The 12294-nt window shown below is 68.0% G+C and carries 13 protein-coding genes; 5 read left to right on the plus strand and 8 right to left on the minus strand.

All coding sequences use genetic code 11. The features are described from left to right. Positions 1–31: 31 nt before the first annotated feature. Both K7G19_RS03275 and K7G19_RS03280 read right to left on the minus strand, forming a co-directional pair. Positions 32–574, minus strand: coding sequence for a DUF4142 domain-containing protein (locus K7G19_RS03275; protein WP_226105752.1), 543 nt, complete (start codon positions 572–574; stop codon positions 32–34). Between the two features lie 141 nt (positions 575–715). Then, on the minus strand, positions 716–1639 hold the full coding sequence (locus K7G19_RS03280) for a LysR substrate-binding domain-containing protein (protein WP_226105754.1): 924 nt from the start codon (positions 1637–1639) through the stop codon (positions 716–718). Between the two features lie 133 nt (positions 1640–1772). Between K7G19_RS03280 and K7G19_RS03285 the strand changes: the two genes are divergently transcribed. The 3 genes from K7G19_RS03285 to K7G19_RS03295 all read left to right on the plus strand — a co-directional run bounded on the left by K7G19_RS03285 (position 1773) and on the right by K7G19_RS03295 (position 5108). Further along, positions 1773–3278 (plus strand): amidase, encoded by a 1506-nt coding sequence (locus tag K7G19_RS03285; protein WP_226105756.1) that lies wholly within the window; start codon positions 1773–1775, stop codon positions 3276–3278. Positions 3279–3353: 75 nt separating this feature from the next. Beyond that, positions 3354–4343 (plus strand): tripartite tricarboxylate transporter substrate binding protein, encoded by a 990-nt coding sequence (locus K7G19_RS03290; protein ID WP_226105758.1) that lies wholly within the window; start codon positions 3354–3356, stop codon positions 4341–4343. A 276-nt stretch (positions 4344–4619) separates the two neighbouring features. After that, positions 4620–5108, plus strand: coding sequence for a Rid family hydrolase (locus K7G19_RS03295; protein ID WP_226105760.1), 489 nt, complete (start codon positions 4620–4622; stop codon positions 5106–5108). A 34-nt stretch (positions 5109–5142) separates the two neighbouring features. Here the strand turns inward: K7G19_RS03295 and K7G19_RS03300 are convergent, their stop codons facing one another. The 3 genes from K7G19_RS03300 to K7G19_RS03310 all read right to left on the minus strand — a co-directional run bounded on the left by K7G19_RS03300 (position 5143) and on the right by K7G19_RS03310 (position 8073). Continuing rightward, the gene (locus K7G19_RS03300) at positions 5143–5751 is read right to left on the minus strand and encodes a glutathione S-transferase (RefSeq protein ID WP_226105762.1); all 609 of its coding nucleotides are present in this window, start codon (positions 5749–5751) and stop codon (positions 5143–5145) included. 102 nt (positions 5752–5853) lie between these two features. Continuing rightward, positions 5854–7086, minus strand: a complete 1233-nt coding sequence (locus tag K7G19_RS03305; RefSeq protein WP_226105764.1) for a major royal jelly family protein — start codon at positions 7084–7086, stop codon at positions 5854–5856. Between the two features lie 192 nt (positions 7087–7278). Beyond that, positions 7279–8073 (minus strand): SDR family NAD(P)-dependent oxidoreductase, encoded by a 795-nt coding sequence (locus K7G19_RS03310; RefSeq protein ID WP_226105766.1) that lies wholly within the window; start codon positions 8071–8073, stop codon positions 7279–7281. A gap of 112 nt (positions 8074–8185) precedes the next feature. Here K7G19_RS03310 and K7G19_RS03315 point away from each other — a divergent pair, with 112 nt between their 5' ends. Then, positions 8186–9082, plus strand: coding sequence for a LysR family transcriptional regulator (locus tag K7G19_RS03315; RefSeq protein WP_149315978.1), 897 nt, complete (start codon positions 8186–8188; stop codon positions 9080–9082). 23 nt (positions 9083–9105) lie between these two features. On the opposite strand, the gene K7G19_RS03320 is transcribed toward K7G19_RS03315, so the two are convergent. Both K7G19_RS03320 and K7G19_RS03325 read right to left on the minus strand, forming a co-directional pair. Beyond that, positions 9106–9894 carry an aldolase gene (locus K7G19_RS03320; protein ID WP_226105768.1) on the minus strand — a complete coding sequence of 263 codons (789 nt, stop codon included), beginning with the start codon at positions 9892–9894 and terminating at the stop codon, positions 9106–9108. Positions 9895–9905: 11 nt separating this feature from the next. Next, complete coding sequence (locus K7G19_RS03325; RefSeq protein WP_226105770.1) at positions 9906–10613, minus strand: haloacid dehalogenase type II; 708 nt, start codon at positions 10611–10613, stop codon at positions 9906–9908. Positions 10614–10715: 102 nt separating this feature from the next. On the opposite strand from K7G19_RS03325, the gene K7G19_RS03330 reads away from it, so the two are divergent. Beyond that, a complete protein-coding gene (locus K7G19_RS03330; RefSeq protein WP_226105772.1) occupies positions 10716–11585 on the plus strand; it encodes a LysR substrate-binding domain-containing protein in 870 nt (289 codons plus the stop codon). On the opposite strand, the gene K7G19_RS03335 is transcribed toward K7G19_RS03330, so the two are convergent. Beyond that, positions 11568–12230: a PQQ-binding-like beta-propeller repeat protein gene (locus K7G19_RS03335; RefSeq protein ID WP_226105774.1), complete on the minus strand. Its 663-nt coding sequence runs from the start codon at positions 12228–12230 to the stop codon at positions 11568–11570. The two genes, K7G19_RS03330 and K7G19_RS03335, sit on opposite strands and share 18 nt — an antisense overlap. Between the last annotated feature and the right edge of the window lie 64 nt (positions 12231–12294).

Here is a 12294-nt window from a genome sequence, read left to right on the forward strand (position 1 = left end):
AGCGGTCCCAGAATGGTCCCCCGGCTCCAATTCATGGCTTCTTGTTCGTCTTCGCGTTCTTGGTCTTCGGCAGCAAGGCTTGCAGATGCTTCGCATGCTCCAGATGCGCGACGAACGCCGGCCGCACCTTGACCAGCAGAGCCTTCAACTCGGCATTGCTGGCGCTCGGCACCAGGGTCTTGTCCAGGGCGTTCAGTACGGCCTGGTGGTAGTCGACCTCCTGATCGACATAGGCCTTATCGAAGGCCTCCCCCTTGAGCCCCTTCAGTTTGGCGATGTTTGCTTCCCCGCCGCGCTTCAGGGTCTGCGCCGTGGGGTTGTCTTCGGGCTTGAGATCGAGCTTCTTCGCCAGGTCCATTGCGGACTTGTTGACGCTGGAGTGGTCGGTGACCATCAGGTCCGCGAACTCCTTCACCTCCTTGGACTTCGCCTTCGTCCGCGCCAGCTCGCCGGCGTCGATGTCGACTTGATTGGCTGTGACCACGATGGCCGCAATCTGGGCGTCGTTCGGGGACTGGGCCCAGGCGATTGCCGCGGCGCAGCATAGGGATAGGGCCGTCAGGATGTGTTTCATGTCATCGCTCCTCCATCAAGTAGATCCCTTCGCCGCGGCGCCTGAGGGCGTGGGCGAACGGGTTCGTTCATGGGGATCGATGTCATGAGGGGCGGCGGCGTTCCCACGGAGTTGAAGGTATCGCGCAGCGGAAATGCCCGCTCACCGCGCCGCCCCCGCCTCCGCCCCCAACCTCTCCCTCACAAACCCCAGAAACGCCCTCACCCCCTCCGGCAGCGTCCGCCCCGCCAGCGTCTGTAGTTCGATCGCCCTGCCCTTCATCCCCCGCTCCCGGATCACCGCGGCGTGCAGTTCTCCGCGGCGCAAGCGGTCGCCTACGGTCACCGCACCGGAAATCGACAACCCTCCCCCGTGCAGCACGAAACTGGTCAGCGTCTCGAAATGATTGGTGACCAGCACCGGCTCGAACACGATGCCGCGTTCGCCGGCGGCGATATCGAACAGCTGGCGCACCGTGTTGTCGGCCTCCGGCAATGCCAGCGGATACGGCTGCATCTGCGCCAGCGTCACGCTGCGAAAGCGCGCCAGCGGATGGTCGGGGCGCATGATGGCGATCACGGGCGCGGGCTGGCGGTGTTCGACGCGGATGCCCTGCTCGCCAGCGCGGCTATACGTGATGCCGATATCGGCGTCGCCGTGCAGCACGATGCCGGTGACATCGGCCGGCGACGCCACGCGGACATGGAAGTGCAGTCCGGGATAGCGCTCGCGGAATTCGGCGATGCAGCGCGGCAGGAATTCGATGGCGAAGCCCGCGGAGCTGGCGATGCGCACACGGCCGCGCCGCAAGCCCTGCAGGGCGGCGATTTCCGAGACGACGCGGTCCGCTTCCAGCGCGCCTCGCAAGGCATAGGCCGCCAGCACTTCCCCGGCGGCGCTGGCGACCATGCCGCGCGGGCGGCGGTCGAACAGTGGCACGCCCAGCAGCGTTTCCAGCGCGGCCACCTGGCGGCTGACCGCCGATACGGTGACGTTGAGCCGCTGCGCCGCCTCGGTCAGCGAGCCGCTGCGTACCACTTCGAGGAAATAGCGCAGGGCTGTGTCCTGCAGGCGGTGCGACAGCATCGATCCGGCTCCCTGGCGCAAAGGCCCGTTCTGGTTTGCGTTTTACGCAAGGATATTTGAAATAATCGTCGATTGTGCGAAACCCGGCCCGACCCGTATGCTTTTCCGGAACAACGAAGGAGACACCACCACCATGGCGCCCGACCAGACCGCTTCCAGCCAGTCCACGAATCAGCCCGCCAATCGGCCGACCGCCCAGCCCACCGACCCGATCGTCGAACTCGATGCCGTCGCGCTGTCCCGCGCCATCCATGCGCGCGAGGTCTCGTGCGTCGAGGTGCTCGACGCCTTTTTCGACCAGATCGACCGCCACAATCCGCGCGTCAACGCCATCGTCGCCCCGCTCGACCGCGATCCGCTGCGTGCCCAGGCGGCCGAGCGCGATGCCGAACTCGCCAAGGGGCAAAGCCGTGGTCCCCTGCATGGCTTCCCGCAGGCCCCGAAGGACATCAGCCCGGCCGCGGGCATGGTCACGACCAAGGGCTCGCCAATCTTCGCCGGACAGGTCACGCAGACCGATGCCGCGATCTTCGCGCGCATGCGCAAGGCCGGCGCGCTGTTCGTCGGGCGCACCAATTCCCCCGAGTTCGGCCTCGGTGGCCATACCTACAACCCGGTCTATGGCACCACGCGCAATGCCTTCGACCCCTCGCGCTCCGCGGGCGGCAGCAGCGGCGGAGCGGCGGTCGCCGTCGCGCTGCGCATGCTGCCGGTGGCGGATGGCTCGGACATGATGGGATCGCTGCGCACGCCGGCGGCGTTCAACCACGTGTACGGGCTGCGCACGTCGTTCGGGCTGGTGCCGCACGGCCCGACCGACGAGGTTTTCTTCCAGCAGTTCAGCGTGGCCGGCCCGATGGCGCGCAACGTGCCGGACCTGGCGATGCTGCTGTCGGTGCAGGCTGGTTTCGATGCGCGCCTGCCGCTGACGCGCCGCAGCGAGCCGCCGGGCAGTTTCGCGCTGCCGCCGGAGCGCGACTGGACCGGCGTACGGATCGGCTGGCTGGGCGACCTGGGCGGCCAATTGCCGACCGAGCCGGGCCTGCTCGATACCTGCGCCCGCGCGCTGGACCACTTCCGCACGCTGGGCTGCACCGTCGAGCCCGCGCTGCCCGCATTCGATCTGGAAAAGCTGTGGCACGCATGGATCGATCTGCGCAGCTTCTCGGTGGCCGGCGCCAATGCCGCGCTATGGCACGACCCCGCCAAGCGCGCGATGCTCAAGCCCGAGGCCGCATGGGAGATCGAGCGCGGCATGGCGCTGCCCGGCACGCGCGTGTACGAAGCGATGTGCGTGCGCAGCGCCTGGTATCAGGCGCTGGTCCAGCTGTTCGCACACTACGACTATCTGGTGCTGCCCGCCGCGCAGGTGTTTCCGTTCGACGCCGAATGGGACTGGCCGCACGCCATCGACGGCCGCGACATGGACACCTATCACCGCTGGATGCAGACCGTGGTGCCGGCGACGATGGCCGGTCTCCCGGCACTCGCCGCGCCGGCCGGTTTCGGGCCGCAGGGCCTGCCCGCCGGCATTCAGATCATCGGGCCCGCGCAGACCGATGCCGCCGTGCTGCAGCTGGGCCATGCCTACGACCAGGCGGGCGGATTCTCGCGGGTCCGCAGTCCCTGGCTTGGCTGAGCCACACCACATACGGCAATAACGCAGCCTCTCGATCGATTTCGAAATCCACCACTGCTGGCAGGAGTGCCCTTGATGACCGCAATGCCCCCGAAGCGATTCTTCCTTGCATGCACCGGCCTGGCCGCCGTCTTTGCCATGGCCACCGCGCCGGCCGCGGCGCAGACGTATCCCGATCGCCCGATCCGTCTGGTGGTGCCCTTTGCCGCGGGCGGCGCGACCGACGTGCTCGGGCGTCTGCTAGCCGTGGGCCTTGGCGAGAAGCTCGGCCAGACCGTGGTCGTGGAAAACAAGCCCGGCGCCAGCACGGTGATCGGGGCCACGCAGGTCGCCAAGGCCGCGCCCGATGGCTATACGCTGCTGCTGGCGGCCAGCACCACGCTGACGCTGAACCCGGCAATTCGTCCCAACCTCGCCTATGACCCGATCAAGAGCTTCACGCCGCTGGGCCTGGTCGCCGATATGAGCCTGGTGCTGGTCGCCAATCCCGACACGTCGCTGCATTCTCTCAAGGACCTCGTCACGCAGGCAAAGGCCGATCCGGACAAGTTCTCCTACGGCTCGTTCGGCACCGGTTCGTCGGTGCATTTCGGCGGGGAGATGCTGAAGTCGGCCGCCGGCATCCGCATGGTGCATGTGCCCTTCAACGGCAGCGCGCCCAATCTGACGGCGCTGGCTGGCGGCCAGGTCCAGGTCGCGGTCGACACCGTGGTGGCGGGTCTGCCGCTGATCAAGGCCGGCAGGATTCGTCCGCTGGCCGTGCTGTCGCCGCAGCGCCTGCCGGCCTTGCCGCAGGTGCCGACGGTCGCCGAGAGCGGCTATCCGGGCTTCCAGATGGGAACGTGGTTCGCGCTGATCGCACCGGCCGGGCTGCCGGCGCCGGTCCAGCAGAAGCTGGAGAAGGCCTTGGCGGACGTCGTCAACGCCCCGGCCACGCGCGCCCGACTGGTGGAACTGGCGCTGACGCCCGCCTATGGCAATGGCGCCGCGGTCAAGGCCAGGGTCGAGAAGGAGTTGCCGGAGATGCGAGCCGTCGCGGCGCGGGCGAATATCCGGGCGGAATAAGGGCGGAATAAGGGCGGAATAAGGGCGAAGTGCGGGCGGAGTGCGGGCGGAGTGAGGCAGCGCCGTTGCGTACCCTGCGCGTTCAGCCGCGGCAATCCGCAACGGCGCACCGGCATTATTTGACTGATCGGTACAAAACAAATTATGCTCGTCGGCACGCGCTCAGCCGCCTGAGCGCAGTTCCTCTTCGAGCAACGATGCAACGGGTCTGACGCACCCGTTGTTTTTTGCCCATTTCTGTACCGATCGATAAATTTCTAGCCGCGAAGAATACCGATGAGCCATCCCGTCAGCACCGACATTCGCCAGATTCCAACCGCCACCGGCATGGTGGCCATCCCGGCCGAGCTTGAGGACGATGTCGCGCAGTTCCACTATGCCCCTGCCCGCCGCGTCGGCGACTTCGTCTATCTCTCCGGCGTGGTCGCCTGCAACAGGCGCACCGAGCCGATGGACGAGCCGGCGTTCTGCGACGAATTGCGTGGGGTCTTCCGGCAGATCGAGCGCTTGCTGCTCGCATGCGATGCGCAACTGGACGATGTCGTCGAACTGCAGATGTTCCATGTCTTCGGCAGCGAACGCCTCGCGCTGGACAAGGCCGGCCAGCTGGCGGCCATCGGCCGGGTTCGGGACGAGTTCTTTGCCGCGCCGTATCCGGTCGCGGTGGAATTGGGCGTGGCGGACCTGAACCCCGATGGGGGCCTGGTGGAAATCAAGGCCACGGCGTTTGCACCACGGGACCGTGCCGGCAAACAGCCGCGCTAGCACGCCAGGCGGCCGTCGAGGCCCTGAGACGCGCTCAAGCGTGCGGATACGCCTCGAAGGCCGGCAGGCGCTCCGCCGCCGCCGTCAGCGAGGCGATGGCCGGATGCTTTGCCGGATCGACCGCGCCCGGCAGCATGGCCTGCGTAAAACTCCACACCACCGCGGTGGTCAGTTGCGCCTGCGACAGCGCGCTCTCCTGTACCGGCACCGCCAGGCGCGCGACCTCTTCCTCCAGCAGGGCAAAGGCGCTGGTGCGCTGGCCGTCGACGCGCTCCACCCACGGCTGGTGCTGCTTCTCGGCCGGCCGCAGCTGGTGCTCGTAGACGTTCTGCACGGCCTTCTCGCACGCGGCCAGCGCCAGCCCGATGACGCGCAGATCGCGCTGGCGCGCCGCCAGGTCCGCCGGCATCAGGCTGCGTCCGGCCAGCGCCTCGACGTAGTCGATGATCAGCGTCGAGTCCATCAGCACCACGCCGTTGTCGCAGACCAGCGACGGCGCCTTGACCACCGGATTGATGGCGCGGAACTGCTCGAAGGTGCGGAACACCGAAACCGGTTCATGGTGGAAGGACAGCCCCAGCAGGCGCATCGTGATCGCGGCGCGGCGCACATAGGGGGAATCGAGCATGCCGATCAGTCTCATCGTTTTACTCCAGGGGTCGGTTGACGGGGATGGCGCCTATCTTCCTTTGTCCACCGCCCGCTTGCCAAGCCCCATCGCGTCGAATCCCCGCGCCGCCCCGGCTCAGTCGCGCTTGTCCCGGGACGGTTTCCGCGATTGCAACGGCAGGCGCCACAGGTCATAACGCTCCTCGCCGGCCTTGACCACCCCCGCGAAATGCCCGTTCAGATGGCTGGCGGTGAACACCAGGTCGCCGTTGGGCAGCAGCGCGGGCGTATCGGGCCAGAGCACGCCCTCGTCGGCCGCGAGCAGCGACATCGCGCCGGAGGCCGGGTCGTACTTGACGATGCCGTTGCGCGTCACGTCCGTGATGTACAGCTTGCCCTTCGCGTCGGTGACGATGCCATCGGTATTGCCGCCGACGTCGCCGAGATCGCGCACCGCCGCGGACAACGTCTGCGCACTGGCGCCCTTGTCGCGCAGCAGCCGCGTCGGCACGGCATAGGCGTGCGTGCCCGTGGTGACGGCCCAGTACAGCGTGCCGGCATCGGGCGACAGCGCGATGCCGTTGATGCCGAGTTTCAACGGGTTGCCCGGCCACACCTCGGCGCCATGCGAGACCACCTTCGCGCCGGGCTCCGGCAACAGGCTCGCGTGCCGGTCCAGCACGCGCCGCGCCTTGCCTGCGGCAAAGTCCACCACGATCAGCCCCGCCTGATTGTCCGGCGCGCTGCGCAGGCCGCTGTCGGAGATATAGGCGATCCGGCGCCGCTCGTCGACGACGATATCGTTCAGGAAGCTGCCCTTGCGGTCCGCCACGCCATCGAGCGCGATACGCCGCACCGTGCGGCCGGTACGCAGGTCGTAGACCATCACCTTCTGCGCGCCCACCGGGGCCTCGGCCTGGCCCGCGACGAAGCCCATGTCGAGCGCCCACAGCCAGCCGTTGCGGCGGTCGATATGAAAGCCGAGCACGTTGCGCAGATGCGTGTCCGGGGCGGCATCGACCGCATTGCCGTCCACCGACGGAAAGGCCGACAGCCGGGCCGGCCCGCTCCGCGCGCTGGTATCGAGCAGGCTCAGCGTCGCCGGCGCGTCGGCGGAGACCAGCCGGGGCGTGCTGACGAAGGCGCGGCCCCGCGCATCGAAATGAATGCCGGCGATCGGCGCGTTGACCGAGCCGGCGAAGGGCGCCGGGTCCGCGCCCTGCCGGGACGGCTCCCAGCTGACGCCCTTATAGCTGCGCCAGCGTTCGAGGGGGATCTGGGCGGCGGTATCGGCGAATGCCGGGACGGCGGTGAATGCGGTGAATGCGGTGAACGTCAGCGCGGCGAGACGGGACGGGTTAAGCAGCATGGTGATGTCCGGAAGTTTGGGCCGACAGGCGCTGACGGCGCGTGGCCGTGCCTGTCGGCGATGAATGGTCGGCAAAGTCGCGGTCGGTGATGGGAGGTCCGTGGTCGGCGACCGGTCAGCGATGAACGATGAGCGGTCAGCGATGAGCGATGAACGATGAGCGGTCGGCGATGAGCGGTCGGCGATCGCCGATCAAAGAATCGAACGGAACGACCCGCCCTCGACACGAACGGCGGCCCCATTGGACGCCGCGCCGAGCGGACTGGCGAGCAGCGCCACCATCGCCGCGATCTCGTCGGCCTCGATCATGCGGGCGATCAGCGAGCTGGGCCGGTACGTCTCGAAGAAGTGCGCTTCGATCTCGGCATCACTCATGCCCGGGCGCGGCGCGGTCTGGCGCAGGTATTCGACGATGCCGTCCGAGCGCGTCGCCGCCGGCAGCACGCTGTTGACCGTGACGCCGGTCCCCTTGGTCAGCTCCGCCATGCCGCGCGACACCGCCAGCTGCGCCGACTTGCTGACGCCGTAATGCACCATGTCCGGCGGCGTGAAGGCGCCGACCTCGCTGGAGATGAAGATCACCCGGCCCCAGTTCCTTTCCAGCATGCGCGGAAAGTAATGGCGCGACAGCCGCACGCCGGACATCACGTTGATGTCGAGCATGCGCAGCCAGTCCTCGTCCGTGATTTCCGCGAAGGGCCGGGCTTCGTAGTAGCCAAGGTTGTTGATCAGGATGTTGGTGTCCGGCACGGCCTCGGCCAGCGCGGCCGCACCGCGCGCGCTGCCGAGGTCGGCGACGAAACACGACACGCTGGCGGAGGGCGCGGCCGCGGCGATCTCCGCGACGGCGGCATCGAGCTTGTCGCGATGACGGCCCGTGATGGTCACCGCGGCGCCCTCGCGCGCCAGGGTGCGGGCGATGGCCAGGCCAATGCCGGCCGTGGCGCCGGTGACGATGGCAGTCTTGCCTTGCAGTTGAAGGTCCATGGGGTTCCTCGTTGTCGGGTGGTGATGTCGGGTGGTGATGCCGGACTTTATTACCCGCACCAACGGAGATAAACTCGCCCGCCAGGAATTCATCTGTTCTTCGGAGGACATAATGGCGCGCCGCTTCGACCATCTTGGGGACGTGGAAGCCTTTCTGGCGGTGGTCGAGCACGGGTCGTTCACGGCGGGCGCGGTGGCGTTGTCGACCACGCCCTCGGTGCTGAGCCGCGCCATCGCCCGGCTCGAGGCCCGGCTCGGCAGCCAATTGCTGCGCCGGACCACGCGCCGCATCGGGTTGACCGACGCGGGACGGCAGTACGTCGAGCAGGCGCGCGCCGCCTTCACGCTGCTCGACGACGCCGAGCGCGAAATACAAGGACAGGAAGGGGAACTGTCGGGAAGGGTCCGGCTCAGCGTGCCGACGACCTATGGCCACTACCGGCTGCCGCCGCTGCTGGCGCGCTTTACGCGGCAATATCCGCGCGTGCAGGTGGAGCTGAACATCACGAACCGCAATGTCGACCTGGTGGCGGAAGGCTTTGATCTGGCCATCCGCCTCGGCGACCTGCCCGACAGCGGGCTGGTGGCGCGCAAGCTCGAGGACGCGGCGCTATGCCTGGTCGCGGCGCCCGACTATCTGCGCCGCGCGGGCACGCCGCGGACGCTGGACGATCTGCATCGCCACGTCTGCCTGCCCTTCGTGCTGCCAAGGACGGGCCGCATCGCGCCGTGGGTATTCCGCGACGGCGATCGGGACATCGACTGGCAGACCGCCTCGCCCATCGCGATTTCGGACGATGTGCTCGGCGTGGTCTCGCTGGCCGAGCACGGCGCCGGCATCTGCCAGAGCTACGACTTTATCGTGCGCGATCGCATCGAAAGGGGAAGACTGGTCGAATTGCTGCCGCATCTGCGCGGCCGCTCGCGGCCGTTCTCGCTGATCTATGCGCCGCACCGCCGCCAGTCGGCGGCGGCACGGGCGATGATCGATCTGCTGACCGCGGGTTGAGCGGCAGCGGCTGCCCAGCTGCCTCAATCGAGATAGTCCGGCTCCAGCCGCGCCAGCTGCCGGTGGATGCTGGCCAGATGCAGGCGCGCGCTGTCGGGATCGCCCTCGCGCATCTGCCGCGCGCACATGGCGGCGACGTCGGGCGCCACGGGCAGCAGCGGGCGGCCGGTACCGTGCGCGCGCACCTGGACTTCGGCGGCGCGCTCGAGGTAGTAGAGATCGTCCCAGGCCTGGGCGATGCTGGGCGCGGTCACCATCACGCCGTGGTTGCGCAGGAAGGCGATGTCCGCCTCCCCCATCGCATCCGCGATGCGATCGCCCTCCAGTTCATCCAGCGCCAAGCCGTTGAAGGGTACCGTGGCGACCCGTCCGTAGAACTTCAGCGCGGTCTGCCCGGCCCAGACCAACGGTTCGCCGTCGACCATCGCCAGCGCGGTCGCGTTCGGCATATGCGTATGGAAGGCCGCCACCGCCGCCGGTTTGCGCATATGCAGCCGTGCGTGGATGAAGAAGGCCGTGGCCTCGGGTTCGCCTTCGCCATCGATCACGCGCCCGTCGACATGGCAGACCAGCAGGCGCGAGGCCGTGACCTCGCAGAAGGCAAGCCCCAGCGGATTGACAAGGAACAGCCCGGGGTGTCCCGGCAGGGTCGCCGAGAAATGGTTGCAGATCCCCTCCGCCATCCCGAGCCGTGCCGCCATGCGCAGGCACGCCGCCAGATCGGTGCGAGCCTGCAGGACAGCGGGATCGCTGCGCAATGCCGCCGCCATGCCGGCATCTCCCGCCGCCTTGCTGGAAAGTTGATGCGCCATGGATCGCTCCTTCAGGGTTGCACCCACCCGAGCGTAGCAAATAACTGGCGCAGGCCGGCCAGATCGGGCAACACGGCGTCCGGCCGATAGTCGGGCAAGGGCTTGCGGGCCGTGCCGCGATCGATCCAGACGCAGCGGAACCCCATGTCCCGCGCGGCGGCGAGATCCAGATGCGGACTGGCACAGATATGCAGCAGCCGGTCCCGCGACAGGCCGATCGCGTCATGGGCATGCTCGAACAGCCGCGGCGACGGCTTGTAGGCCCCAGCCTGCTGAGCCGTCACAATACGGTCGATCTGGCCCCCGAGCTGCGCGACATTGCCCGCGATGATGGCGTCGTCGGTATTCGACACGATGCACAGCTTGAAGCCCTGTGCCTTCAGCCATGCCAGCGTCGGCACGACCTCGGGAAACGGCGGCATTGCGGCGATATGGCGGGTCAGCGCGTCGGCGTCGCTGGCCTCGAACGGCAGCCCGAACGCCTCCAGTGCGGCGCGCAGCGAGTGGGCCGAGACTTCGGCGAAGGAGCGATGCGGCGGCGTCTGCTCCAGCCGGTGCTCGTGCTCGTCATAGACCCGGATGAACTCGTGCGGATCGACGCCGCGCCATCCCTTGCGGGACAGCAGGCGATCGACGTAGGCCAACAAGCCTTCGTCCCACTGGATCAGCGTGCCGTAGCAGTCGAAGGTCAGCCATTCGGGCCGATGGGAAGGTTGCATGGTCGGGCTCCAGCTCTCACGTTGCGAATGGCCGCATGCTAAGCTGGGACCGCTGAATTCGAAAATTCGATTTTCAGCGCAACTTCATCGAATTATCAAATCATGCTCGATCTCGAACTGCTCAAGACCTTTGTCAGCGTCGTCGACGCGGGCGGCTTCACGCGCGCCGGCGAGCGGGTCCACCGCACGCAGTCGACCGTCAGCCAGCAGATCCGCAAGCTGGAGGACCAACTGGCGCAGCCGCTGCTGCTGCGCCAGCGCGCCGGCAAGTCCGTTGCGCTGACGGAGGCCGGCGAACGGCTGCTGGGCTACGCGCGCCGGCTGGTCGATCTGGCGAAAGAGGCCGAGACGATGATGCAGACGCGGGGCAATGCCGGAGTGATCCGGCTCGGCGTGCCCGACGATTTCGATGTCAAGCGGCTGATTCCGCTGCTGTCCGGCTTCGCCAAACGCCATCCGGCGATCCGGCTCGATACCGTCAACGGGCTCAGCGTCGAACTTGGCAACCGGATCGCGCGGCAGGAGCTGGACCTGGCGCTGCTCAAGCGCGACGCCGATGGCGCGCCCGTACTGCTGCGCCGCCCGGAAACGCTGAAATGGGTCGTGGGCCGGGACTTCGCGATGGACGCCGACCCGCTGCCGCTGGTGGTGTTCGGCCATGGCTGCCTGTACCGGGATCGGGCGATCCACGCGCTCGAATCGTCAGGCCGCAGCTGGCGCATCGCCTTCACCAGCCAGAGCGTGGTCAGCATCCAGGCCGCGGTCGCGGCGAATCTCGGCCTGAGCCTGCTGCCGGCCACCGCGGTGCAGGACGATCATGTGGTGCTCGGCGCCAGGGCCGGATTGCCGGCCCCGCCGCCGACCGAGCTGGCGCTGGTCGGCAGCGCGCGGCTGCTGACGCCCGCGCAGCAGGCGCTGGTGGACTATCTCGATGAGAAGCTGCCCGGACGCCGCCTACGCCCGCGACGCTGAGTTTTCGTTCGACCCGCGCCCCTTGCGCCGTACCGCCCTGACCTTCCCGCTGGGGCCGCCGCAGAAGAACCGATCCGCGCCATCCGATTCGAGCCCGGACACGCCCATGCCCGCCGGCATCTCGATGCGCTCGATCACTTCGCCGGTAGCGGGATCGACATGGCGCAGATCGCTGGCCTCGCCCTCCCAGGTGCCGTGCCACAGTTCGCCGTCGACCCAGGTGACGCCGGTGACGAAGCGGTCGGACGTCAGCGTGCGCAGGATCGCGCCAGTCTCGGGATCGACCTGGTGGATCTTGCGCTCGCGATGCTGGCCGACCCACAGCGAGCCTTCAGCCCAGGCCAGGCCCGAATTGCCGTCCTTGGTGGGCGCGGGAATCGACGACACCACCTCGCCGGTCTGCGGGTCGATCTTGTCGATGCGGCCGTCCGCGATCTGGTACAGGTAGCGGCCGTCGAACGCGGTGCCGGCGTTGGCCGTGACATCGAGGGTCCGAAGCATCTGGCCGCTGGACGGGTCCATGGCCTTGAGCTTGTCGCCGGTGGCGACCCAGACATGCTGGCCGTCGTACGAAACGCCATGCACGGCGTCGCCGCCCGGGAACGGGCCGTATTCGTGAAGGACTTCTGCGGGTGCGGTTTTCATGGGGGCATCCTGGTGGGAAGTTGACGACAGGCGCGTCACCGCGTTCGCGCAATCTGCGCGGTCA

It is taken from the genome of Cupriavidus sp. DB3, assembly GCF_020418465.1.
Classification (GTDB): Bacteria; Pseudomonadota; Gammaproteobacteria; order Burkholderiales; family Burkholderiaceae; genus Cupriavidus; species Cupriavidus cauae.

Coding starts and splice junctions, on each gene's coding strand:
- K7G19_RS03335 (WP_226105774.1), bottom strand. CDS start 12,230: ATGAAAACCGCACCCGCAGAAGTCCTTCACGAATACGGCCCGTTCCCG.
- K7G19_RS03275 (WP_226105752.1), bottom strand. CDS start 574: ATGAAACACATCCTGACGGCCCTATCCCTATGCTGCGCCGCGGCAATC.
- K7G19_RS03325 (WP_226105770.1), bottom strand. CDS start 10,613: ATGCAACCTTCCCATCGGCCCGAATGGCTGACCTTCGACTGCTACGGC.
- K7G19_RS03310 (WP_226105766.1), bottom strand. CDS start 8,073: ATGGACCTTCAACTGCAAGGCAAGACTGCCATCGTCACCGGCGCCACG.
- K7G19_RS03315 (WP_149315978.1), top strand. CDS start 8,186: ATGGCGCGCCGCTTCGACCATCTTGGGGACGTGGAAGCCTTTCTGGCG.
- K7G19_RS03285 (WP_226105756.1), top strand. CDS start 1,773: ATGGCGCCCGACCAGACCGCTTCCAGCCAGTCCACGAATCAGCCCGCC.
- K7G19_RS03320 (WP_226105768.1), bottom strand. CDS start 9,894: ATGGCGCATCAACTTTCCAGCAAGGCGGCGGGAGATGCCGGCATGGCG.
- K7G19_RS03295 (WP_226105760.1), top strand. CDS start 4,620: ATGAGCCATCCCGTCAGCACCGACATTCGCCAGATTCCAACCGCCACC.
- K7G19_RS03290 (WP_226105758.1), top strand. CDS start 3,354: ATGACCGCAATGCCCCCGAAGCGATTCTTCCTTGCATGCACCGGCCTG.
- K7G19_RS03300 (WP_226105762.1), bottom strand. CDS start 5,751: ATGAGACTGATCGGCATGCTCGATTCCCCCTATGTGCGCCGCGCCGCG.
- K7G19_RS03330 (WP_226105772.1), top strand. CDS start 10,716: ATGCTCGATCTCGAACTGCTCAAGACCTTTGTCAGCGTCGTCGACGCG.
- K7G19_RS03280 (WP_226105754.1), bottom strand. CDS start 1,639: ATGCTGTCGCACCGCCTGCAGGACACAGCCCTGCGCTATTTCCTCGAA.
- K7G19_RS03305 (WP_226105764.1), bottom strand. CDS start 7,086: ATGCTGCTTAACCCGTCCCGTCTCGCCGCGCTGACGTTCACCGCATTC.